The sequence below is a fragment of the Streptomyces sp. Je 1-369 genome, assembly GCF_026810505.1.
Taxonomy (GTDB): domain Bacteria; phylum Actinomycetota; class Actinomycetes; order Streptomycetales; family Streptomycetaceae; genus Streptomyces.
Genome location: NZ_CP101750.1, coordinates 4,412,096 through 4,434,744 on the forward strand (window position 1 = coordinate 4,412,096; position 22,649 = coordinate 4,434,744).

The following is a 22,649-nucleotide window of genomic DNA, read 5'->3' on the forward strand; positions in this document are numbered from 1 at the left end:
CGTGAAGGTGAGTTGAGACCTCTTCGAGACCTGACACCTTTGGCAGGTCCGCGCGCGACGATCAGGGGCAGCTACCCTTCGAACCCGGCAACTCCCTTGCATTCCAAGGCCATTGCCCCTCCTCTGCCATGCAGAAACGTGCCTGTCAACGAGTGAATATGCGTCCCTGCTACCCACCCCCATGAGCCCTACTATCGGCTCGCCATGACAGCAGCAGGGAAGCACCAGGTGAGCCGAGCGGAGACCGCACGCCGGGGCAACCGGCAGAGTCGAGCGGGCATCAGAGACGTCGCCGCCGCCGCCGGTGTCTCCATCACGACTGTCTCCGACGCCCTCAACGGCAAGGGTCGGCTGCCCGACGCCACCCGACGCCACGTCCGCGAGGTCGCAGAACGGCTGGGCTACCGCCCGTCCGCCGCGGCCCGCACCCTCCGTACCGGCAAGTCGGGCCTCATCGGCCTGACCGTGACGACGTACGGGGATGAACCTTTCACCTTCACCGAATTCGCCTACTTCGCCGAGATGGCCAGAGCCGCCACCTCGGCCGCACTCGCCCGGGGCTACGCCCTGGTCATCCTGCCCGCCACCTCCCGCCGCAGCCCCGTCGACGTATGGTCCAACGTCGCACTCGACGGCACCGTGGTCGTCGACCCCTCCGACCACGACCCCGTGGTCAGCGAGCTGGTCCGACAGGGCCTGCCGGTGGTCTCCGACGGCCGCCCGGCAGGATCCCTGCCGGTCACCGCCTGGGTCGACAACGACCACGAGGCCGCGGTCCTGGAGATCCTCGACCACCTGGCCGCCGCCGGCGCCCGCCGGATCGGCCTGCTCACCGGCACCACCACGGACACCTACACCCACCTGTCCACGACCGCCTACCTGCGCTGGTGCGAACGCGTCGGCCAGGACCCGGTCTACGAGTCCTATCCCGCGCACGACCCCTGCGCGGGCGCCGTCGCCGCCGACCGGCTGCTCGCCAGGCCCGACCGGCCCGACGCCGTCTACGGCCTCTTCGACCCCAACGGCACCGACCTGCTCGCCGCCGCCCGGCGGTACGGCCTGCGCGTCCCCGACGACCTGCTGCTCGTCTGCTGCAGCGAGTCGACGGTGTACGCCACCACCGAACCGCCCATCACCACGCTCTCCCTCAAGCCGCGGCGCATCGGCACAGCCGTCGTCCAGCTGCTGATCGACGCCATCGAGGGCCTCGATTCGGGGCGTCCGGTCGAGCAGGTGATACCGACCGAACTGATCGTGCGCACCTCGTCCGAGCGACGTCCGCCGCGCACGACGGTCAGCCCGCCCCGCTCGCCCGGCTCCGGCTGATCGCTCCCGCCCATACCCCCGACCCGGGCAGAGGTAGGCATCCAACCCGCCACCAGCGGGGAAACCTCTGCCCAATTCGGGAGAAAAGCGCGGTGAATCGTGGTCCGGCACCGATTCACCACCCCTGGTGCACCACACAGCGGGAGCCGCATTCCTATGATGGGCGGACGACACCGCGGGCCGCTGCGACCAAGCAGTCCGATCTCGGTGCAGATGCGGCGCAATGGTGGTGGAGGGGTCGATGACTCAGGGGGCCGGTCAGGGACCCGATGTGCGGACGGCGACGCTGCGCGACTTCCGCGTTCCCGCGTACGTCCATGAGACGACCGGACCCGCCCCGGCGAGCCCCGGCGAGCCAGGCGCGGCGCCGGAGGAGGGGTACACCCCGACCCAGCGCGACCTGCCCGTCATCAACCGTGGTGACACCGTCCAGGTGCAGGTCATGCCGGAGCCCCCGCAGCCGCGGGCGAACGAGGAGTACGGCCCGCTGTTCGTCGTCGGCGACGTGCACGGTTACCTGGACGAGCTCGTCGCGGCCCTCCAGGAGCAGGGCCTCCTCGACGCCGAGGGCAACTGGTCCGCGGGCAACGCGCGCCTCTGGTTCCTCGGCGACTTCACCGACCGCGGGCCCGACGGCATCGGCGTCATCGACCTCGTGATGCGGCTCTCCGCGGAGGCCGCCGCCGCCGGCGGGTACTGCAAGGCGCTCATGGGCAACCACGAGCTGCTCCTGCTCGGCGCCAAACGCTTCGGCGACACCCCGGTGAATTCGGGCGCCGGCACCGCCACCTTCCAGGCCGCCTGGCTCCTGAACGGCGGGCAGAAGACCGACATGGAGCGCCTGGAGGACCACCACCTGCAGTGGATGGCCCGCCTCGACGCGATGGAGGAAGCCGACGGCCACCTGCTCGTGCACTCCGACACGACCGCCTATCTGGATTACGGTGACTCGATCGAGGCGGTGAACGACACCATCCGGGAGACCCTCACGCGCAACGACGCGGACGACTGCTGGGACCTCTTCCGCAAGTTCACCAAGCGCTTCGCGTTCCGCGACGAGTCGGGCCCCTCGGCCGTACGCGAACTTCTCGACATGTACGGCGGCACACGCATCGTCCACGGTCACAGCCCCATCCCCTACCTCCTGGGTGACGTCGGCTCCGAGGACGAGTCGGACGGCGCGGGTCCGGTCATCGAGGGACCGCACGTGTACGCCGACGGCCTGGCCATCGCCATGGACGGCGGAGTGACCATGGCCGGAAAGCTGCTGGTCTGCCAACTCCCGCTGCCCGTCTGAGCGTTCCGCGAGCAGCCGCCCCCCTACACGATCACGCTGGCCAGGGGGGCAATTTCCGGAAACCCCCTGTCACCGCGTGCCGTCACGGCTCTACCATCGGCTTATCCGTAGCAGGCTCCCCTCCGTTTCTGCCCAACGGCTCGTAGCCATGCGAGCCTCAGCCCTACGGAGCATCGGGGGATGCACATGAACAGCGCTCCACACCTGCTCAATGAGGACCGCCCCGAGTACGAGCGGATCCTCGACGAGGCGCTGCGCACCGCACCTGACCGTCCCGAACTCGCCGCAGTGGGCCGGCGGCTCAACACCGAACAACTGCGCACCATGGCCCTGAACGCGACAGCACTGATCACGGCCGCGGCCGCGGCTGAGTACGCGCACTACGTGAAGGTTCGCGAGGAGTTGCGCGAACCTCGACCGACATCCACCTCGATCCGCGAAGGGAGCGGACAGAGCGCCGCGGAGTCGGGCTCCGGCGGCGTCAGCCTCGCCACCACCATGGGTGAGGTCGCCGAACCTGCGGCAGCGGCGGGCGCCGGCGCGATCGCCGTAGTCGCGGTCCTCGCACCCGTCCTCGCGGGGACGGCCGCCGCGATCTTCCTGCTCGTCGGCTACATCCTGAAGATGCTCAACCCCGAGCCCGCCTTCGCGGACACCCTGCTCACCGCGGGATGGCTGTTCGGCGCGCTCACCGCGGGGGCCATCCTGGTCGCCGCGGTCGGTCTGCTCCTGACCGCCCTGCGCAACGGGTCCACCTCGCTCCCTGCGGGGCTCCACGGCGAGCAGCTCGAGGAGGTGTCCCGTGCCAGGGAAGACTGGGGCCGGGCGCTCCTCGAGCGGGGCGTCGTGCCGTTCCTCCGGGAGGCCCTGACGGAGCCGGGCGGCGCTCCCGCCGGCCGTACGCCGTCGGGGAAGCCGGGCGGCGGCGGTGCCGGTGGCCGCATGCCGCAACTCGGCTATCACAGGCCGGGGTTCAGCAGCCCGGACGGCGGCCCGGCAGGACCGCGGCCGAGCTACTCGAGCCCGGACTTCTCCAGCCCCGACTTCGGCGGGCCCGACCACAAGCCGGAGTAGCGGCCCGGCCGAACCGGACCGCTTCGGGGTCGCACCACCGCTTCGTGGCCCCGCCGCCCCACTGGGGGGCGGGACCACGGAGCCTCAGTCGGCGATCGCTCTCAGTCGGCGATCGGCAGATAGACCCGGTTGCCCGCGGCTGCGAACTCCTTGGACTTCTGCTCCATGCCCGCCTCGATGTCCTCGGAGCCGAGGTCGCCGCCGTGCTGGCGCCGGATGTCCTGCGAGATCTTCATCGAGCAGAACTTCGGCCCGCACATCGAGCAGAAGTGCGCCGTCTTCGCGGGCTCGGCCGGCAGGGTCTCGTCGTGGAACTCCCGCGCCGTGACCGGGTCGAGGGCCAGGTTGAACTGGTCCTCCCAGCGGAACTCGAAGCGCGCGTCCGAGAGCGCGTCGTCCCAGTCCTGCGCGCCCGGGTGCCCCTTGGCGAGGTCCGCCGCGTGCGCCGCGATCTTGTACGTGATGACGCCGGTCTTCACGTCGTCGCGGTTGGGCAGGCCCAGGTGCTCCTTCGGCGTGACGTAGCAGAGCATGGCCGTGCCCCACCAGCCGATCATCGCGGCGCCGATGCCGGAGGTGATGTGGTCGTAGGCGGGCGCGATGTCCGTGGTCAGCGGGCCGAGCGTGTAGAACGGCGCCTCTTCGCAGATCTCCTGCTGGAGGTCGATGTTCTCCTTGATCTTGTGCATCGGGACGTGCCCGGGGCCCTCGATCATCGTCTGTACGTTGTGACGCTTGGCGATCGTGTTGAGTTCCCCGAGCGTCCGCAACTCGGCGAACTGCGCCTCGTCGTTGGCGTCCGCGATCGAACCGGGCCGCAGGCCGTCGCCGAGCGAGTACGTCACGTCGTACGCCGCGAGGATCTCGCAGAGCTCCTCGAAGTGCTCGTAGAGGAAGCTCTCCTTGTGGTGCGCGAGGCACCAGGCGGCCATGATCGAACCACCGCGCGAGACGATGCCGGTCTTGCGGCGCGCGGTGAGCGGCACGTACGGGAGGCGCACGCCCGCGTGGACCGTCATGTAGTCCACGCCCTGCTCGGCCTGCTCGATGACCGTGTCCTTGTAGATGTCCCAGGTCAGCTCCTCGGCCTTGCCGTCGACCTTCTCCAGGGCCTGGTAGAGGGGGACGGTGCCGATGGGCACGGGGGAGTTGCGCAGGACCCACTCGCGGGTGGTGTGGATGTTGCGGCCGGTGGAGAGGTCCATGACCGTGTCGGCGCCCCACTGGGTCGCCCAGGTCATCTTGTCCACCTCCTCCTCGATGGAGGAGGTGACCGCGGAGTTGCCGATGTTCGCGTTCACCTTCACCAGGAACTTCTTGCCGATGATCATCGGCTCGATCTCCGGGTGGTTCACGTTGGCGGGAATCACCGCGCGGCCCGCGGCGACCTCTTCCCGCACGATCTCCGGGTCCATGCCCTCGCGGATCCCGATGAACTCCATCTCGGGCGTGATCTCGCCGCGCCTGGCGTACGCGAGCTGCGTCACCGCCTGACCGTCACGGCCGCGTCGGGGCTGGCGGGGGCGGCCGGGGAAGACCGCGTCCAGGTTCTTGAGCCCGCCGCGGGGCGAGGTGTGCTTGATGCCGTCGTCCTCGGGACGCGGCGGACGGCCCACGTACTCCTCCGTGTCGCCGCGGGCGATGATCCAGTTCTCCCGCAGCGGCGCCAGCCCGCGGCGGACGTCGGTCTCGGCCGACGGGTCGGTGTACGGACCCGAAGTGTCGTACAGGGTGACGGCCTTGCCATTGGTGAGGTGCACCTGTCGGACCGGCACCCGCAGGTCGGGGCGCGAACCCTCGACATACGCCTTGTGCCAGCCGATGGACTTCCCGGCCTCGTCGCTCTGGACCTGGTGGTTCTGGTCGTTCTGCGTCGAGGCAGGCGTGCGTGCGTCCGATGTGGTCATGAGACCTACTCCCTACGCCGGCATTACCCGGTAACAGGTTCGGCGGTCGACGCAGCGAATCCCGTACGGCTCGTGCACATTTTGTGCCGCTTCGTACGGAGGTCAGCGCCCTCTCAGCCCGGTGCTCCGAGCTCCCGCGATTGCAAAGGTGGCTCCACGCTAGCGTCATGTCGGGCGCGCTGAACAGAGGGCCCCTCCCGTTCTTGCGATGATCGGGCAGTGACCACCACAGAGCCGCCGCCCCCGCCGCCCTCGCAGCCGCCCGCCTCCGGGACGCCTCCGGAGGGCCACGGACATGGCCACGGAGACGGCCACGGACACGGGCATTCCCACAGCCACGGCCCGGCCGCACCGGTCTCCCAGCACCTGCGCAAGGTCATCGCCGCGGTACTGATCCCCTTCGCCACAGCGGTCGTCGTGGGCCTCGTGGTGCTCTGGCCCGGTGGCACGCCGAGCCACGAACGCACCGGCGTCGGCTTCGACCGGCAGACACAGTCGGCGAGCGTCACGAAGGTGCAGGAGCTGCCCTGCAAGGACCTCAGCCCCTCGCAGACCCCGCCGAACGGCGACACCTCCACCGCCGAGGGCCAGTCCGCACAGTCCACCGCCACGGGCATCTGCAAGAAGGCGACGGTCAAGGTCACCAGCGGCGACGACAAGGGCCGCACCTTCACGGAGATCATCCAGCCCGACTCGCCACGCCAACTGAAGCAGGGCCAACAGGTGGTGGTCGCCTACGAGCCCAAGGCCCCCGAAGGACTGCAGTACTCCGTCACCGACGTGAACCGCAAGATCCCGATGGCGCTCCTGGCCGGCATCTTCGCGCTCGCCGTCGTCGTCGTGGGCCGACTCCGCGGCGTGATGGCCCTGGTCGCCCTCGCCATCAGCTTCATGGTGCTCACGTTCTTCATCCTGCCGGCGATTCTCCAAGGCTCGAACCCCCTGGTCGTGGCGGTGATCGGGGCGAGCGCCATCATGCTGATCGCGCTCTACCTCTGCCACGGCCTGACAGCCCGGACCTCCGTCGCCGTACTCGGCACCCTCATCTCCCTCCTCCTCATCGGCCTCCTCGGCTCGCTCTTCATCGGCTGGGCCGCGCTCACCGGCAACACGGACGACAACACCGGCCTCATCCATGGCCTGTATCCGTCCATCGACATGAGCGGCCTGCTGCTCGCGGGCGTCATCATCGGCTCGCTCGGTGTCCTCGACGACGTGACGGTCACCCAGACCTCCGCGGTCTGGGAGCTGCATCAGGCCAACCCGACGATGGGCTGGCGCGGCCTGTACCGCGCGGGCATCCGCATCGGCCGCGACCACATCGCCTCGGTCGTCAACACCCTCGTCCTCGCCTACGCGGGCGCCGCACTGCCCCTGCTCCTCCTCTTCTCCATCGCCCAGTCCAGCGTGGGCACGGTGGCCAACAGCGAACTGGTCGCCGAGGAGATCGTGCGCACCCTGATCGGCTCGATCGGTCTGGTCGCCTCAGTGCCGGTCACGACCGCACTGGCCGCCCTGGTCGTCTCGGCGGACCGCTCCACCACGCCCGGGCGCACCGCGTCGATCGGGGCGACCCGGGCCGCCCGCGGGGGAAAGGGAAGGCGCCGCAAGCGTTAGCTGTGGGACCGCGGGTGTTGGCTGCATGGCCGCAAGCGTCGGCTGCGGGGCCGCAGGCGTCGGCTCTCGAAATGCACCAAAATGCCGTGGGCCTCCGTCCGTTTATGTCAGCGGTTCAACCCGCGTTCTGCTCCTCCGCGAGGATGCGGTCGAGCGTTTCGTCGAGGTCCGCATCGAAGTCGGCGAGTGCCCGCTCCTGCCCCAGCGGCACCAACTTGTCCGTACGGTCGAGGAAGGCGAGCAGCGGAGGAATACCCACCCTGAACAGCGCCTGGTCCCCGCCGACCTGAAGCCTGATCAGGGCCTCGTCCAGCAACGGGGAATCGGTGGGCTCGACGCGCACGTCCCCGTCCCCACACGGCCTGCCCACCCCGTCGATCAGCAGCTCCCGCCCGAAGGTCCACGTCACCGGGGCGTCCCCCGGCAAGTGGAACGTCAGCCGCACGGCATAGGGATCCCCGAGCTCGTATCGCAGCTCCACCGGGATGCGAAACGACAGCTCCTCGGAAACGAGGAAGCTCATCATGACCTCTGCCTGCACCGTCTCGGTCTCGCCCATCTCGCGCCCTACCCCGTCACTTGGCCCTCGAGGCCCTCACGTGGCCAGGAACCAGCTCCCTGACACCCCTCGCATCTTGCGCAACGTAAGTACCAGATCACAAGGAGTGAGTTTTCAGATGCTGATAGAGAAGGCGAGTGTCCCTAGTAGCTTTCCGATCTCCCGTTGCAACTTCTCGGCTGCCGGCAGCAGTCGGTCGGCTTGTGCGGAGGGGACGGAAATGGCCATGGTCGCCGCGGTGTCGCCGGCCATGATCGGGACGGCGGCGCACAGTGCCCCGAGTGCGTACTCCTGCCGCTCCACGACGGGCCGCATGCGCTCCATCGCGTCGAGCCGCCGGATGAACGCGCGGTCGTCCCGGACCGAGTAGCGCGTGATCGACTGAACCGGGTAGCGATCGAGGTGGTTCTGTCGCGCCTCGTCGTCGAGCTGGCCCAGCAGGCACTGGCCGATCGCGTGGGCATGTCCCGTCTCCCGGAAGTCCGCCCACTCCTCGACGGCGGGGTTGCCCGGGGTGTCCGCGACGGCCACGACATCGATCTCCCCCTCTCGATAGACGGCGAAGTACACGGGAACGCCGAGGGTGTCGCGCAGGTGCGCGAGGGTCTCGTTGATCCGTGCGCGCCGGTCCTGCTGCGCTCCGCTGCTGCTCAGCCGCTCGGCCGCCTCGCCGAGCACGAACAGGCCCTTGTCCCGGCGCAGATATCCCTCGTGGGTCAGGGTGCGGAGCAGGTGGTACGCGGTGGGGAGTGCGAGCCCCGCTTCCCGCGCCAACTGCTTCGCGGGCGCGCCGCTCTGGTGCGACGCGGCGGCTTCCAGGAGCCGCATCGCCCGCTGTACGGAACCGATGAGGGTAGGTCCGGCGGCAGGGTCGGCGGGGGCGCCGCCGAGGCCCGTGGCCGGGCTTGTGGCTTGGCTCGTGCTCGTGCTCGTGGGTGGGTCGGCGCTCGTGGCTGGGCCGGTGGTCGTGGGTGAGCCAGTGATCGTGGGTGAACCAGTGATCGTGACTGGGTCGGTGGTCGTGGCTGGGTCGGTGGTCGTGGCTGGGTCCGGGCCGACCGGTGCAGCGGTGGCGTCAGCCCGTGAGGCGCTGATGGCGACCGATGAGCTGGTGGTGTCAACCGCGGCCAAGGTTCACTCCCGAAGCGCGTGGAGGGCCCGCCCGTGCCCGCCCGTGCGCGGGTAGCGAGGAAAGAGCGGTGCACGTACGTACGCCCGGCCGCGGGGATCGGACCCCGCGTCGGCATCCGGACTCTAATCCTCTGCCACCGTCCTACGGCGCCCCGCCGAGAAACTTCCCCCGCCCGAGGGAACTCTCGCGAAAATTCACCAGTCGGTGCGCGAGGAGGACGAGCCGGATATGAACTTCCGTACGACATAGATGAGTCCGCCGACCAAGGCTACGAATAGCAGGGCCTTGAAGAGCAGGCCGACCACGAAACCGACCACGGTCGCTATCAGGCTGCCGAACACGACGAGTGCGACGACCGGAACGGCCACCCACTTCACCCACCACGGCATTCCCGCAAAGATCTCCTTGACTGCCATCGTCCTTACCTCACTCCGCTCTGTTTCCTGAATCTCCGCAGGTTCCCGGCTTCTTGCATTCGATGCTAGAGCGCCGAAGCTCGCTGCGGGGGCCTCGGATCCCTTGCCCTCCCCTGATCCGACCCCTAGGGAACCCCGAGGTCGCAGCCCTGAGGAGGTCAGCCTGCGGAGGGAGAACAGGCCGCAACAGACAGAGGGGTCAGGACTCCGGGGGAGAGAACACGACGAGCACCCGCAGGTCCTCGCTGATGTGGTGGAACTTGTGGGCGACACCGGCCGGCACATAGACGACGCTGCCCCGCGCCACCTGCGTCGTCTCCATTCCGACGGTGATCGCCGCGCGCCCGCTGACGACCATGTACACCTCGTCCTGCCCGTGCGGCTGCTGCGGGTCGGTGTCCCCGGCGTTGAGCGCGTACAGCCCGACCGACATGTTCCTCTCCCGCAGGAACTGCAGATACGCACCGTCGTTCGCGGCGCGCTCCGCCTCCAGCTCGTCCAGTCGGAAAGCCTTCATCGCCTTCGTACACCCCTCGCTGATGACCGTGGTGCCGCTGCTCGCCCCGGGCTGTTCGCCCAGAGCTGCTCGCGGTTCTTCGTGGGCCTTCGCGGGCCGACCGTTCACGGCCCGTGTCTGCCACGATCAGACACATGAAGAATTTCGTAGTCAAGACGATCGCCAACGCCGCGGCCCTGGCCGTCGCCGTGTGGCTGCTCGACAAGATCACTCTGACCGGGGACAGCACGGGCAAGAAAGTCGGCACCCTCATCGTTGTCGCCCTGCTCTTCGGACTGGTGAACTTCCTGGTCAAGCCGGTGGTGAAGGTCCTCACCTTCCCCCTGTTCATCCTGACCCTCGGTTTGATCACCCTCGTGGTCAACGCCCTGATGCTGCTGCTGACCTCGTGGCTCGCCGACAAGCTCGACGTCAGCTTCCACGTCGAGGGCTTCTGGACCGCCGTTCTGGGCGGCCTGATCATCTCGGTCGTGTCCTGGGCCCTGAACGTCGTCCTGCCCGAGGACGACTGACCGGGTGCCCGAAGACGACTGACCGGGTATCCGAGGACGACTGACCGGACGGCCCGGGGCGTGTCCGAGAATGGTGGCGGCGGCGAGCGAATGCTGCTCGACGTGGTACGTGCAGCAGTGGAAAGGCGGGCGGCATGACGGAAACGGGACACAGGGACGGCGGCGGAACCGGCCTCGGCGACGGCACGCGGGCGGTCCGGGTCGGGCTGCCCGAGCCGGTGAAACACGAGCCGACACTGCCCGGGCCGGTCTTCGCCGCGCACTTCCACCTGCCGGGCGACCACACGGGTGGCTATGCCTACGGACGCGACGAGAACCCCACCTGGACTCACCTGGAGCGCGCCATCGGCGAGCTCGAGGCGCCGGGTGCAGACTCAGGTTCGGACTCGGGTTCGGACTCAAGGGCGGGCGTCGAGACCCTGGTCTTCGCCTCCGGTATGGCCGCGATCTCGGCCGTCCTGTTCTCGCAGCTGCGCGCGGGGGACGCGGTGGTCCTGCCGGACGACGGCTACCAGGTTCTTCCGCTGGTCCGCGAGCAGCTCACGGCGTACGGCATCGAGGTGCGCACCGCCCCGACCGGTGGCGACGCCCAGCTCGACGTCCTGGACGGCGCCAAGCTGCTGTGGATCGAGACGCCGTCCAACCCCGGCCTCGACGTGTGCGACGTGCGGCGGCTGGCCGACGCGGCGCACGCGCGCGGCGTGCTGGTGGCGGTCGACAACACCCTGGCGACGCCGCTCGGCCAGCGGCCTCTCGAACTCGGCGCGGACTTCGCGGTGGCCAGCGGTACCAAGATGCTCACAGGCCACGGCGACATCCTGCTGGGGTACGTCGCCTGCCGTGACGCGGAACTGATCGCGTCGGTGCGGCGCTGGCGCAAGATCGTCGGGGCGATCCCGGGGCCGATGGAAGCCTGGCTCGCGCACCGCTCGCTGGCCACGCTCCAACTGCGCGCCGACCGGCAGAACGCGAATGCCCTCACTCTCGCCGAGGCTCTGCGCGGACGCACCGAGGTTGCGGGGCTGCGCTATCCCGGGCTGCCCGACGACCCCTCGCACAAGGTGGCCTCCCGACAGATGCGCCGCTTCGGCTGCGTGCTCTCCTTCACGCTGCCCACGCGTGCGCGTGCCGAGCGTTTCCTCGAAGCGCTGCGTCTGGTCGACGACGCGACGAGCTTCGGCGGTGTCCGGTCGACGGCCGAGCGCCGTGGACGCTGGGGTGGTGACGCCGTTCCGGAGGGCTTCATCCGCTTCTCCGCTGGCGCCGAGGACCCCGACGATCTCGTGGCGGACGTACTGCGTGCGCTGGACGAGGCGGCCGCAGCAACCGACTGACCTGCCTCGGGCGGCGCGCCGGCCGACGCGCGGCACTCGCCCCGGCTACGTACAACGAACGGTCCGAGCCTCCCCCTTCGTGGCTCGGACCGTTCCGCCCATCAAGCCCAGTCGTCCGCGGCACGCACCGACCAATCATGCGCCCGCGCAATGTGCGGCATGACGAGTGCAAGCCCCTCCAGGGCCTCCTCGGTGTCGCCGAACGAGGGCGCGGCTGGTCCGCGATGTTTCACGTGGAACAGTCCGGGCCACATTTCCCCCATGACCGTCCGACCTGTGGTCAAGCGCACCGCACGCGCCGTCCTGCTGGACGGTGACGACCTGATCCTGATCAAGCGCACCAAGCCGGGCGTCGATCCGTACTGGATCACTCCGGGAGGCGGTGTGGAGGCGGAGGACGACTCCGTCGTCGAGGCGCTCCATCGTGAGGTCCATGAAGAACTGGGCGCCAAAATCACCGACGTGGTGCCCTGCTTCGTCGACACCGTTGAGCACATCGGCGAGGACGGCGGCGCGACCGGCGTAAAGGTGCAGCACTTCTTCGTCTGCCGCCTGGAATCCATGGACCTCGGTCAGCGGCACGGCCCCGAGGTCGAGGAGCCGTGCGGCGAGTACGAGATCGTGCACGTGCCGTTCACCCGAGTTGGCATCGCCTCGGTCCATCTCGTCCCGCTGTCCCTGCGGCACTACTTGGACGGCAACATCGAGGGCGTACGCGCGATGCACGCCCCCGATCTGGGCTAGGGCTGCCTACTGCCTACTGCCTAGTTTGAGGCCACCAGTTCCTCTACCGAGTCGTGGCGGATCCGGCCCTCCGGGATGCCGATGTCCCGCAAGGCGTCCACGCCGTTGCGGATCATGCCGGGCGGTCCCGAGAGGTACGCGTCGTACTCGTTCCACGGGCCGTACTCGCGTACGGCCTCCGGCAGTTGTGCCTGCTGGTCGACGACCGGCCGGACGGCGAGCCAGGGGTGGGACCGCTGGAGGCGCAGCATCGTGTCGATGTCGTACAGGTCGTGGTCGGTGCGTGCTCCGTAGAACACCTCAACAGGACGCCGTCTGCCGTGCTCCGCGACGTCCTCGACGAGGGCCTTGATGGGCGCGATGCCCGTGCCGCCGCCCAGACAGAGCAGTCCGCTGTCGGTGGTGTGGTCGACGGTCATCGAACCGGCGGGCGGGCCGAGCCGCAGCACGGCGCCGGGGCGGGCGTGGTGTACCAGGGCGTTGGAGACCCAGCCGGCCGGCACGGCCTTGACGTGGAAGGACAGCAGGCCGTCCGGGCGCGGGGCCGACGCGAAGGAGTAGTGCCGCCAGACCCGGGGCCACCAGGGGGTCTCCAGGCTCGTGTACTGCCCTGCGACGAAGGGGTACGGCTGGTTGGGCCGGACCGTGACGACAGCGATGTCAGGGGTCCTGAGATCGTGCGAGACGACCTCGGCCAACCACCACGCGGGGGCGCGCATCTCGTCCTCGGCAGCCGCGTCGATCATGATCTGGGAGATCGTCGTGTACGTCCGGACCCAGGCGGCTTCGGTCTCCTCGTCCCAGGTCGCGCTCGCGTACCGGCTCAGCGAGCCGATCAGGCATTCGCCGACGGCCGGATAGTGCTCGGGCTGGGTGCCGTACTTCCGGTGCCCGTGTCCGAGGTTCTTCAGGTACGGGACGAGCACGTCGGTGTGGTCGATGTGCTCGGCCGCGGTCAGCAGCGCCTTGAGGATGCGGTCCCGCTGGGCGTCCATCGCCGCGGGGAACAGGGCGCGGAGTTCGGGATGTCGGGTGAAGAGCAGCGCGTAGAAGTACGAGGTGGCCTTGTCGGCGACGGGCGCTATCTCGGCCATCGTGCGCTGCACCAGGACGGCGTCGGCGGAGGCCTTCTGCGCCGGGTTCACCTGCCGGACGGATATCGGGGGCGCTGTGGACTGGGCCTGAGGGGGCGGAGCCTGGCGCTGTGACACTCCCTGCGCCTCCGGGATGGCGGGTATTCGCCCGTCCTCCGGACCCTGTTGCGGATTGCACGGGGTAAACCAGTCGCCTCCGTCGCCGGGCGTGCCGTCATCGGCCGACGTGGTGGTCGGAGCGTCCATGCTGTGCCTCGCCTCGAACATCTCTCGGTCGGTCTGCGCACTCCCTGCCGGAAGCTGCCTGCTGTCCCCGCTCTGTCTCTGTCCCCGCTCTACCTGCTGTCCCCGCTCATCTGCCTCGATGGCCGATATGGCGACATTGAACCCCGGCCCACCTGACCCTACGGACAAGTAGGCCGAGAATGTGACATTGGCCGCAGCCCCCTCATCGCAGCATCCCATTCCCCACAGCCGCGACGGCCGCATAACAGGAAGTACGGGTTCTCGATCTCTATGCCCCGTTAGGCTTCATTCACCTGCGCGCCGCGCTCCGGAGTATGGAGAGACGCACCCGGCGCGGACCTTGATCGACCATACCGGCAGCCGCTGAACGTACAAGTGTCTGGCCGTCGGCCTCGAATTCGAGGGACGCGCCTGCCAATTGCCTCATTTACCCGTCGTGCCGGACCAATTCGTACGCCTTACGCAGATCACGCCCTACATAGGAGTGGGTTGCCAGGCTCACCAGCCGTTGATCCGCATTGGCCGCCACGGCAACCGGCACCGCGCCGAACACTCCAGGTCGGAAAGCGAGTCGCCGTACGCTACGCAGTCACTCCTGCCCACCCCGAACTCTTCACAGAGGCGGTCCGTGATCTTCACCTTGAAGGTGCAGGCGAGCCATGTGGGCCGAGGCTAGTGTCGGCGGAGACCGCTCGTCCTCGTGTTTCACGTGAAACGAACAGCTGAACCGTGGCCGAAAGCTACGTGGTTCTGCCCACAAACGGCTGGACGCCGGGGATGTATGTCAGACAGCCTGGCCCGCGTGTCGACACCTTCCCTCTCCGCACCGCCCATCCGCCGACTGACCCCCCGCGATCTGCAGGTCTGCGCCGATCTGTCCGAGGACCGGGGCTGGCCTCGTGAAGAGCACAAGTGGGGCCTGCTGCTGTCGGCCGGAACGGGCTACGGGATCGACGCCCCTGATGGCAACGGCCTCATGGGCGCCTACGTAGTGACCCAGTACGGTCCTCCCGGGCGTCCCGCCCTCGCGGCGATCGGCATGGTCCTCGTGGCAGAGCGGTACGCCCGCCAGGGCGTCGGCCGCAGGCTGATGCGGAACGCGGTCGACGAAGCCGGCCGCACCCCCCTGACCCTCCACGCGACCCCGAACGGCCGCCCCCTCTACGAGCAGCTCGGCTTCGAGGTGATCGGTCGGGCCGAGATGGTCCAGGGGCACTTCACCCCGGCGAAAGCCCTGGGAGCCCGTGGAGCGCTGGGAGCCCCGTGCGAGGTCACCACCCGGCCGGCCACCGCGGAAGACCTGATTTCCATCCTCCGGCTCGACACCGAGGTCTTCGGCCACGACCGCATGCATGTGATCACCAGGCTCCCCGCCTTCACGGACCAGCTGCGGGTCGCGGAGGCCGACGGCGAGATCGTCGGATACGCGGGCGCCTGGCCCAACATGGCCACCCATGTCGTGGGGCCGCTCGTCGCGCGGGACACCGAAACCGCGAAGGCTCTCATCGCCTCCCTCGGCGCCGGTACGGACCGGCCGCTGCGCACCGACATCGACGTACGGCACGAAGAGCTGCTCGCCTGGGTGAAGCAGAACGGTCTCGAATCCGTCGCCTTCAACACCGTGATGGCGTACGGCGTGCCGGAGTTGCCCGGCGACTGGACCCGCCGTTTCGCTCCGCTGACCGTCGCGGCGGGCTGACCCCACCGCAGGCCCCAGACCGCAGGCCCCAGACCGACGCGAGAAGGCCCGCCCCCGGGTTCACCGGGGGCGGGCCTTCTCGTACGCCGTACGCCCGTACGCCACTGACCTGCTACGCGAGGGCCTCGACGGCCACCGTCGCGAAGCCGTGGTCCTGCTCGGGCGCGCCGCCACCGACACCGACCGCGCCGATCAGACGGCCGTCCCGGTGGACCGGCACTCCGCCCGCGATGAAGAGCAGGGGCCGGTCGAGGGCGGTGGGCAGGGTGTGGAAGAGGCCGCCGGGCTGGACCGCGTCGACGAGGTCGGCGGTGGGGGCGTCCAACTGGAGGGCGGTGTAAGCCTTGCGGGTGCTGGTCTCACCGGAGATCAGCACAGCCCGGTCGTCGCGTCGGAAGGCGAGCAGGTGGCCGCCCGCGTCGAGGACGGTGACGCTGACCGTGACACCGGCTTCTTCAGCGGCGCGGCGGGCGGCGGCGACGAGGGCCTCGGCGTCCCCGATGGTCAGCGGGGCGACGGCGGTGGGAGTGGGGGTGGTGGTGCTCATGAGGGGTTTCTCCTTGCGGGGTAGTGCTGTGGGGGGAACTGAAGAGGGCTGTGGAGGGGGGGTGTGAGGGTCAGTGGTGGACGGGTGTCCGCTGCTCGACAGGTGCCGCGCTCGCCACGACCGGGCTGGGAGCTCCGGAGCGGCGCTCCAGGGCGGCCGACACGAGGGCCAGGACGAGCGCGGAGGCGGCGAGCACCGCGCCGACCCAGTTGGGGGCCGTGTAGCCGAGTCCGGCGGAGATGACGAGACCACCGAGCCAGGCCGACAGCGCGTTGCCCAGGTTGAAGGCACCGATGTTGACGGCGGAGGCGAGCGTCGGGGCGCCCGAGGCGTAGTCCAGGACGCGCTTCTGCAACGGCGGCACCGTCGCGAAGCCCAGCGCTCCGATCAGCAGGACCGTCACGGCGGCCGCGACCTTGTTGTGCGCGGTGAGGGTGAACAGGGCGAGCACCAGGGCGAGTGAGCCGAGCGTCACGTACAGCATCGGCATCAGCGCACGGTCCGCGAACCGGCCCGCGACGAGGTTCCCGCCGACCATGCCGAGCCCGAAGAGAACGAGCAGCCAGGTGACGGAGGAGTCCGCGTAACCGGCGACGTCCGTCATCATCGGCGTGATGTAGGTGATGGCCGCGAAGACACCGCCGAAGCCGAGCACCGTCATCGCCATGGCGAGCAGCACCTGTACGTTGCGGAAGGCGCCGATCTCGTCGCGCAGCCGTACGCCTTCGGGCTTGGGCAGGTCCGGTACGAGCTTGGCGATGCCGAACAGGCCGACCACGCCGAGCGCGGCGACGATCACAAAGGTGATCCGCCAGCCGATGGCCTGTCCCACGAGCGTGCCGAGCGGAACGCCGATCACGTTGGCGACCGTGAGGCCGGAGAACATCATGGCGATCGCCCCGGCCTTCTTCTCGGGAGCCACCAGTTCGGCCGCGACGACCGAACCGATGCCGAAGAAGGCGCCGTGGGCGAGGGAGGCGACGACGCGGCCTGCCAGCATCACGCCGAAGATGGGAGCCACGGCGGAGAGCAGGTTGCCGACGACGAAGAGGCCCATCAGCAGCATCAGCATCCGCTTGCGCGGGATCCGGGTGCCGATGGCGGTCATCAGGGGAGCGCCGAGCACGACGCCGAGGGCGTAGCCGGTCACGAGGAAGCCGGCCGTCGGGATGGAGACACCGAAGTCACCCGCGACCTCGGGAAGCAGCCCCATGATCACGAACTCGGTGGTTCCGATTCCGAAAGCCCCGATCGCGAGGGCCAGAAGCGCGAGAGGCATGGATCTACCTTCCAAACGATTGCAGGTGCGCTTAACGTGCGTCCACAATAGTTGCAGACGCGGGCTATATGCAACCGATGGATATTGCAGGGGTGGACTACCCTGGGTGCAGCCGCTCCGGGACGGAGGACCAAGAGCCATGACAGCGACAGACCCCGCACTGACCGCGCTCGCCCAAAGCTGGTGCGCCCTCTCCCTGCTCCACGGGAAGATCGAGGCCTATGTGGAGCGCGCCCTACAGGCCAAGCACGGCCTGAGCGTGCGGGAGTACGGCCTCCTGGACGTGCTCAACCGCCAGCACGACGGCGAGGGGGGCCACCTGCAGATGAAGCAGGTCGCCGACGCCGTGGTGCTGAGCCAGAGCGCGACCACACGCCTGGTGACCCGGCTCGAGGAGCGCGGCCTGCTGGCCCGCTATCTGTGCCCCACCGACCGTCGGGGCATCTACACCGACGTCAGTGAAGCCGGTGCCGCGCTGCTCGCCGAAGCGCGGCCCACGAACGACGCCGCCCTGCGCGAAGCGCTCGACGAGGCCGCGCGGAACCCGGAGCTCGCCCCACTGGTCAACGCTGTCGAAACGCTGCGCGCGTAGCCGCACGCATAGGCTGCGCACCATGGGAGATCTTGAGATACGCCCCGCTGTCGCCGCTGACCTGCCCGCCATCGTGGGCATGCTCGCCGATGACCCCTTGGGCGCGACACGTGAGTCGCCGGACGACCTCACCCCGTACGTCACCGCGTTCGAGCGGCTGGCCGAAGACCCGAACCAGCATCTGGTTGTAGCCGAGCGCAAGGGGCGCGTCGTCGGCACACTCCAGCTCACGATCGTTCCGGGGCTCTCCCGGAAGGGCGCCACCCGCTCCATCATCGAAGGCGTGCGCGTGCATGCCGACGAGCGGGGCAGCGGGCTCGGCACACAGTTCATCGAATGGGCCGTTGCGGAATCCCGGCGCCAGAACTGCCAGTTGGTGCAGCTGACGTCCGATGCCACGCGCACTGACGCCCACCGCTTCTACGAGCGACTCGGGTTCGAGGCGTCGCACCTGGGCTTCAAGTTGTCTCTCTGACGCTGGGATCAGCCGTAGCAGCCGTACGACGGGGGTCTGTTTCACGTGAAACAGACCGAGGAACTAGAAGCCGCGCCACCCCTCCGGGTCCACCCCACCCGGAACCGGCGCTCCCTCGTCGTACGGCTTGCGGGTGAAGACGAACGACCCCAGGTCGAGATGGCTCACCGACCCGTCGGGCCGCCGCACGGCCTGCAACCGCTCCCCCGCGTAGTACCCGTTGAGCCCCGTCCAGGTGCCGTCCCCGTTGGACCGGAACCGGGCCTGACGTCCCCCACCGGACAGCGGCCCCAGCTCCATGCCGCCGTCGGCCGTCAGACGCAGCACGAGCACCTGAGTCCCCCAGTACCAGGGACCCGTCAGCTCCAGCACCTTCTGGTCGACCTCGGGCAGCGGCCGCCACGGCTCCGGAATCCGGGGCTCGGCCTCGGCGACGATCTTCACCAGGTCCACCGCCAGCGCTGCCACCGGCGGCCCGGACGTGCAGTTGGCGAGCGCGACCGCGGCCACACCATCCGCCTCGCTCACCCACAGGGCGGCCAGGAACCCCGGCAGCGACCCCCCGTGCCCCGCCAGGCTGCCCTTGCCCCACCGCAGCAGGTCCACTCCCAGGCCGTACGCCCTGTCCCACTCACCCGTCGGCAGCGGCGCCGAGGGGGTCCGCATCTCCCGTACGGATTCCGCACCGAGGACCCGGTCGTCGCCCGTGACCAGGAAGTGCCCGAACCTGACCAGGTCCGCCGTCGTGGACCACAGCTGTCCGGCCGGAGCCATCAGGCCCAGGTCCTCGGCGGGCTCCGGCATCATCACGTCCGCCCACGGGTGCACGGCCCAGCCGCCGGCGTGCGGAGCCTGCGGCTGCGCACTCGTACGGGACAGCCCCAGCGGTTCGAGCACCTCACGGCGCAGCACGTCGTCCCACGGAGCGCCACGCAACGCCTCCACCAGTGAACCCAGCAGCGTGTAGCCGGGGTTGGAGTAGTGGTGGCGCCTGCCGACGGGGTGCTTGAAGGGCTCGTCACCGAGAACGTCCGCGAGCTCCGGGCGCGTCGTCCCCGGGGTCCGCTCCCACCACTCTCCCGGAGTCTCGGCGGCCAGCCCTCCGGTGTGCGCGAGGAGTTCGGCGATCGTGGCCTCGCCCGCTCCAGTGCCCGGCAGATGCTTCTCCAGCGGGTCGTTGAGGTCCAGTACGCCCTCGTCGCGCAGCCTCATCACCAGGACGGCGGTGAAGGTCTTGGTGATCGAACCGATGCGGTACTGGACGTTCTCGTCCGGCTCGTGCCCGTCCACCATGCTGCGGCCGCCGGCCCACACCAATTCACCGTCCCGGGCCACCGCGGCCACCAACGAAGGTGTCCGGCCCTCCGTCTGAGCGGTGGCGACGCGGTGCAGCAGGGCTCGGCGGGTGGACGGAAGCAGCTCTTCACGGGGTGTTGTCATGGGACCAGTTCACCTGGGAGGCGTCCGTGCGTCGAGCGAATTCGGTTCTGTCAGCACTCCCAGGGCTGAGAGCCGGCGAAGCGCCGCGCGATGATGTTGATCCTGTTGAGCATGTTGGCCACGCCGATGGCGAGGACGAGTGCCGCGAGTTCCCGCTCGGTGAAGTGTCGTGCGGCCTCGTCCCAGACCGCGGCCGGCACCGGGTCGGGCCGGTCGGCGAGCCGCGTGGCGGCCTCCGCGAGGGCGAAGGCGGACCGTTCCGCGGGTGTGAAACAGGGCAGGATCCGCCAGGCCGCCACCGAGGAACACTGCAGGTCCGTGGCGCCCGCCGCGACGGCACTGCGCGCGTTCCCGTCCACGCAGACGCTGCTTCCGTTGATCTGGCTCACACGCAGCTGCACCAGCTCGATCGTCGCCTGGGACAGCCCCTGCTTCCTGGAGACCTGGGACAGGCTCAGCAAGGCCTTCATGGCCTCAGGGACGATCATGGCGGGGTTCTGCATACGAGCCTGCATGAGTTTTCTCCTCAAGCGTCTGCCCGGCGCCGCTGTTGGCCGCAGAGGCGTCGTTGTGGTCCGTTATTGCACCGACGAATCGCGACGCGGAGATGTGAGCGGCCGCGGCGACCAGAGACCGGCGGCCGTCCCGTCACGCAGGTGCTGCTCGTAGGTGCTGACCTTGCCGTGGATGACCTCCAGGCAGGCGTTCAGGTCGTCGATCTTCGCGCGTACGTCGCGCTCATGCTCCTGGAGCAACGCCAGCCGGTCCCGCTCGTTGCCGGGGCCGGAACGTATGAGCGCCGCGAACTTCTTGATCGTGGCGATCGGCATGCCCGAGACGCGCAGCCGCCCGCACAGCAGGAGCCAGTCCACATCCGCCTGTTCGTAGACCCGCTGTCCGCCGCCGGTCCGCGGAATCTCGCGCAGGAAGAGCCCTTCCCGCTCGAAGAACCGCAGGGCGTGCACGCTCAGGCCCGTCGCTTCGGCGACCCTGCCTATGGACAGGCCGCCCCCGCTGCCGCTCTTCGCCCCAGGCATCGCCTCCTCGGGCATCTGCTCCTCGGACGTCTGCTCCTCGGACGTCTGCTCCTCGGACGTCTGCTCCTCGGACACAGCGCCCGGATACTCGCTCATGACGCGACCGTACGCCGTGCGGCAGACCTGCTCTTGACCTAGCGCTGACTCTAGGTTTTAGCGTCGAGAACATGATCACCGAACAGCGAAAGCTCGGCACGGACTTCGGCGCCCACAGCACCGCCGACGACGTTCTCGCAGGCATGAACCTGGCGGGCACCACGGCCCTCGTGACCGGTGGCTACTCCGGCCTCGGACTCGCCACGACCCGCGCCCTCGTCCACGCGGGCGCGCACGTCGTCGTCCCCGCCCGGCGCCCGGAAACCGCCGAACTGGCCCTGCGCGGCCTGCCCCGGACCGAGGTGCACGCCCTCGACCTCGCGGACCTGGACAGCGTCCGCGTCTTCTCCGAACGCTTCCTCGACACCGGCCGCTCGCTCGGCATCCTCATCAACGGCGCCGGGGTGATGGCCTGCCCGGAGACACGCGTCGGCCCCGGCTGGGAGGCACACTTCGCCATCAACCACCTCGGACACTTCGCGCTGACCCACCGTCTGCGCCCCGCCTTCGCACCGGACGGAGCGCGCGTCGTCGCCGTCGCCTCCTCCGGACACTTTCTCTCCGACATCCGCTGGACCGACCTCCACTTCGACACCGGCTACGACCGATGGCTGGCCTACGCCCAGTCGAAAACCGCCAACGCCCTCTTCTCCCTGCACTTGAACCGCCTCGGTGCCACCCACAACCTGCGGGCCTTCGCCGTGCACCCTGGCAGCATCCTCACCCCGCTGCAACGCCATATCCCGCGGGAGCAGTGGCTCGCGCAAGGCTGGGTGACTCCGGAAGGGACACCGGCCACCGGCTTCAAGAGCCCCGAGCAGGGCGCGGCGACGGCTGTGTGGGCGGCGACCTCACCGTTGCTGCAGGACCGGGGAGGGGCGTACTGCCAGGACTGCGACATCGCCGAACCGGCGACCACCGACGACATGCTGATCGGCGGCGTCAAACCCTGGGCCGTCGACCCCGACGCGGCAGCCCGGCTCTGGGACCTCTCCTGCGAACTCACCGGACTTAACGCGTTCTGAGCCTGGTCATACCAAGAAGTCATACCAAGACCGGGCCGCGTGGGCAGGTCAGGCGACGTCCCAGGCCGCCTCGATCATCCGGAAGATCTCGTCCACGGCGGCCTGCGGGTCGGATGCCTCGCGGGCCAGCGCATAGGCGTCGAGCACGAACCGCGCGATCGTGCGGCACGCCATCGTGGTCCGGGACAGCTCGGGGTCCGCGGCGATGGCCGCCGCCAGGGACTCCGCGTGGCGCAGCCGCATCGACTCCTCGTACTCCCGCAGGGCACGTGTCTCGTCGATCATCCGGTAGATGGCGGCGGTGCCGTCCGCCGTGCAGTGCCGGACCATCACGTGGATCTCGTGGCGCAGCGCGGGGATGAGCGGCTCGTGCGGTGCCCTGCCGGTGACCGCCTGCGTGAGGCGTTGCTCGAACTGGTCGTCCTGCTGGAACACCAGCGCCTCTTTCGAGGCGAAGTGGGAGAAGAGCGTGGTGACAGCAACGTCGGCCTCGGCTGCCACGTCCCTGATGCCCACCGCGTCGTAGCCGCGTTCCAGGAAGAGCCGCATGGCGGTGTCGGCGATCTTCTGCCGGGTCGCGGCCTTCTTGCGTTCGCGGCGCCCCGTCGGCGTAGTCGAGCCGGTCGGCGCGGCCGGGCCGACCGGCGAGGTCAGGTCGTTCGGCGTCGTCGGGACGGTCATGGC

At 69.3% G+C, this 22,649-nt stretch carries 23 protein-coding genes, 1 pseudogene and 1 riboswitch; of the genes and pseudogenes, 11 read left to right on the plus strand and 13 right to left on the minus strand.

Translation table 11 applies throughout. The features are described 5' to 3' along the window. Positions 1-204: 204 nt before the first annotated feature. From NOO62_RS20090 to NOO62_RS20100, 3 genes are all read left to right on the plus strand, one after another. Positions 205-1,326, plus strand: a complete 1,122-nt coding sequence (locus NOO62_RS20090) for a LacI family DNA-binding transcriptional regulator (RefSeq protein WP_055565761.1) — start codon at positions 205-207, stop codon at positions 1,324-1,326. Between the two features lie 241 nt (positions 1,327-1,567). After that, a complete protein-coding gene (locus NOO62_RS20095; RefSeq protein ID WP_321170585.1) occupies positions 1,568-2,623 on the plus strand; it encodes a metallophosphoesterase in 1,056 nt (351 codons plus the stop codon). A 180-nt stretch (positions 2,624-2,803) separates the two neighbouring features. Next, a complete protein-coding gene (locus NOO62_RS20100; RefSeq protein WP_268772276.1) occupies positions 2,804-3,697 on the plus strand; it encodes a hypothetical protein in 894 nt (297 codons plus the stop codon). Positions 3,698-3,798: 101 nt separating this feature from the next. Here the strand turns inward: NOO62_RS20100 and thiC are convergent, their stop codons facing one another. Continuing rightward, positions 3,799-5,604 (minus strand): phosphomethylpyrimidine synthase ThiC, encoded by a 1,806-nt coding sequence (gene thiC / locus NOO62_RS20105; RefSeq protein WP_268772277.1) that lies wholly within the window; start codon positions 5,602-5,604, stop codon positions 3,799-3,801. Next, positions 5,597-5,752: riboswitch (TPP riboswitch) on the minus strand. (Overlaps the previous gene by 8 nt.) A gap of 71 nt (positions 5,753-5,823) precedes the next feature. On the opposite strand from thiC, the gene NOO62_RS20110 reads away from it, so the two are divergent. Further along, positions 5,824-7,221, plus strand: a complete 1,398-nt coding sequence (locus NOO62_RS20110; protein ID WP_268772278.1) for a YibE/F family protein — start codon at positions 5,824-5,826, stop codon at positions 7,219-7,221. 115 nt (positions 7,222-7,336) lie between these two features. Here the strand turns inward: NOO62_RS20110 and NOO62_RS20115 are convergent, their stop codons facing one another. From NOO62_RS20115 to NOO62_RS20130, 4 genes are all read right to left on the minus strand, one after another. After that, a complete protein-coding gene (locus NOO62_RS20115) occupies positions 7,337-7,780 on the minus strand; it encodes an SsgA family sporulation/cell division regulator (RefSeq protein WP_268772279.1) in 444 nt (147 codons plus the stop codon). A gap of 114 nt (positions 7,781-7,894) precedes the next feature. Then, positions 7,895-8,608 (minus strand): IclR family transcriptional regulator, encoded by a 714-nt coding sequence (locus tag NOO62_RS20120; protein ID WP_398977769.1) that lies wholly within the window; start codon positions 8,606-8,608, stop codon positions 7,895-7,897. Positions 8,609-9,106: 498 nt separating this feature from the next. Further along, positions 9,107-9,328 carry a DUF5326 family protein gene (locus tag NOO62_RS20125; protein ID WP_268772280.1) on the minus strand — a complete coding sequence of 74 codons (222 nt, stop codon included), beginning with the start codon at positions 9,326-9,328 and terminating at the stop codon, positions 9,107-9,109. A gap of 199 nt (positions 9,329-9,527) precedes the next feature. Beyond that, positions 9,528-9,845, minus strand: a complete 318-nt coding sequence (locus tag NOO62_RS20130; protein ID WP_055565768.1) for a cupin domain-containing protein — start codon at positions 9,843-9,845, stop codon at positions 9,528-9,530. Between the two features lie 134 nt (positions 9,846-9,979). Between NOO62_RS20130 and NOO62_RS20135 the strand changes: the two genes are divergently transcribed. The 3 genes from NOO62_RS20135 to NOO62_RS20145 all read left to right on the plus strand — a co-directional run bounded on the left by NOO62_RS20135 (position 9,980) and on the right by NOO62_RS20145 (position 12,435). Then, positions 9,980-10,357, plus strand: coding sequence for a phage holin family protein (locus NOO62_RS20135; protein ID WP_268772281.1), 378 nt, complete (start codon positions 9,980-9,982; stop codon positions 10,355-10,357). A gap of 134 nt (positions 10,358-10,491) precedes the next feature. After that, positions 10,492-11,691 (plus strand): cystathionine gamma-lyase, encoded by a 1,200-nt coding sequence (locus tag NOO62_RS20140; RefSeq protein ID WP_268772282.1) that lies wholly within the window; start codon positions 10,492-10,494, stop codon positions 11,689-11,691. Between the two features lie 261 nt (positions 11,692-11,952). Beyond that, on the plus strand, positions 11,953-12,435 hold the full coding sequence (locus NOO62_RS20145; RefSeq protein ID WP_268772283.1) for an NUDIX domain-containing protein: 483 nt from the start codon (positions 11,953-11,955) through the stop codon (positions 12,433-12,435). A gap of 20 nt (positions 12,436-12,455) precedes the next feature. On the opposite strand, the gene NOO62_RS20150 is transcribed toward NOO62_RS20145, so the two are convergent. Together NOO62_RS20150 and NOO62_RS20155 are read right to left on the minus strand one after the other, a co-directional pair. Then, positions 12,456-13,775 (minus strand): globin domain-containing protein, encoded by a 1,320-nt coding sequence (locus NOO62_RS20150; protein ID WP_268772284.1) that lies wholly within the window; start codon positions 13,773-13,775, stop codon positions 12,456-12,458. A gap of 427 nt (positions 13,776-14,202) precedes the next feature. Continuing rightward, positions 14,203-14,417 (minus strand): annotated as a pseudogene (locus tag NOO62_RS20155) (HAD hydrolase family protein); the annotation flags it as partial. Positions 14,418-14,577: 160 nt separating this feature from the next. On the opposite strand from NOO62_RS20155, the gene NOO62_RS20160 reads away from it, so the two are divergent. Further along, entirely contained in the window at positions 14,578-15,474 is an 897-nt protein-coding gene (locus tag NOO62_RS20160) for a GNAT family N-acetyltransferase (RefSeq protein ID WP_268772285.1), read from the plus strand. A gap of 112 nt (positions 15,475-15,586) precedes the next feature. Here NOO62_RS20160 and NOO62_RS20165 read toward each other — a convergent pair whose 3' ends face one another. Both NOO62_RS20165 and NOO62_RS20170 read right to left on the minus strand, forming a co-directional pair. After that, on the minus strand, positions 15,587-16,021 hold the full coding sequence (locus NOO62_RS20165; RefSeq protein ID WP_268772286.1) for a GlcG/HbpS family heme-binding protein: 435 nt from the start codon (positions 16,019-16,021) through the stop codon (positions 15,587-15,589). 70 nt (positions 16,022-16,091) lie between these two features. Further along, positions 16,092-17,300: an MFS transporter gene (locus tag NOO62_RS20170; protein ID WP_268772287.1), complete on the minus strand. Its 1,209-nt coding sequence runs from the start codon at positions 17,298-17,300 to the stop codon at positions 16,092-16,094. Between the two features lie 139 nt (positions 17,301-17,439). Here NOO62_RS20170 and NOO62_RS20175 point away from each other — a divergent pair, with 139 nt between their 5' ends. Together NOO62_RS20175 and NOO62_RS20180 are read left to right on the plus strand one after the other, a co-directional pair. Beyond that, positions 17,440-17,892 (plus strand): MarR family winged helix-turn-helix transcriptional regulator, encoded by a 453-nt coding sequence (locus NOO62_RS20175; protein WP_268772288.1) that lies wholly within the window; start codon positions 17,440-17,442, stop codon positions 17,890-17,892. Between the two features lie 22 nt (positions 17,893-17,914). Then, entirely contained in the window at positions 17,915-18,367 is a 453-nt protein-coding gene (locus tag NOO62_RS20180) for a GNAT family N-acetyltransferase (protein WP_268772289.1), read from the plus strand. Between the two features lie 63 nt (positions 18,368-18,430). Here NOO62_RS20180 and NOO62_RS20185 read toward each other — a convergent pair whose 3' ends face one another. The 3 genes from NOO62_RS20185 to NOO62_RS20195 all read right to left on the minus strand — a co-directional run bounded on the left by NOO62_RS20185 (position 18,431) and on the right by NOO62_RS20195 (position 20,844). Continuing rightward, on the minus strand, positions 18,431-19,807 hold the full coding sequence (locus NOO62_RS20185; protein WP_268772290.1) for a serine hydrolase domain-containing protein: 1,377 nt from the start codon (positions 19,805-19,807) through the stop codon (positions 18,431-18,433). A 50-nt stretch (positions 19,808-19,857) separates the two neighbouring features. Next, on the minus strand, positions 19,858-20,322 hold the full coding sequence (locus NOO62_RS20190; protein WP_268772291.1) for a carboxymuconolactone decarboxylase family protein: 465 nt from the start codon (positions 20,320-20,322) through the stop codon (positions 19,858-19,860). Positions 20,323-20,385: 63 nt separating this feature from the next. Next, the gene (locus NOO62_RS20195) at positions 20,386-20,844 is read right to left on the minus strand and encodes a MerR family transcriptional regulator (protein WP_268775700.1); all 459 of its coding nucleotides are present in this window, start codon (positions 20,842-20,844) and stop codon (positions 20,386-20,388) included. 167 nt (positions 20,845-21,011) lie between these two features. On the opposite strand from NOO62_RS20195, the gene NOO62_RS20200 reads away from it, so the two are divergent. Beyond that, positions 21,012-21,965 carry an SDR family NAD(P)-dependent oxidoreductase gene (locus NOO62_RS20200; RefSeq protein WP_268772292.1) on the plus strand — a complete coding sequence of 318 codons (954 nt, stop codon included), beginning with the start codon at positions 21,012-21,014 and terminating at the stop codon, positions 21,963-21,965. 48 nt (positions 21,966-22,013) lie between these two features. On the opposite strand, the gene NOO62_RS20205 is transcribed toward NOO62_RS20200, so the two are convergent. Further along, positions 22,014-22,646 carry a TetR/AcrR family transcriptional regulator gene (locus NOO62_RS20205; RefSeq protein ID WP_268772293.1) on the minus strand — a complete coding sequence of 211 codons (633 nt, stop codon included), beginning with the start codon at positions 22,644-22,646 and terminating at the stop codon, positions 22,014-22,016. Positions 22,647-22,649: the final 3 nt, after the last annotated feature.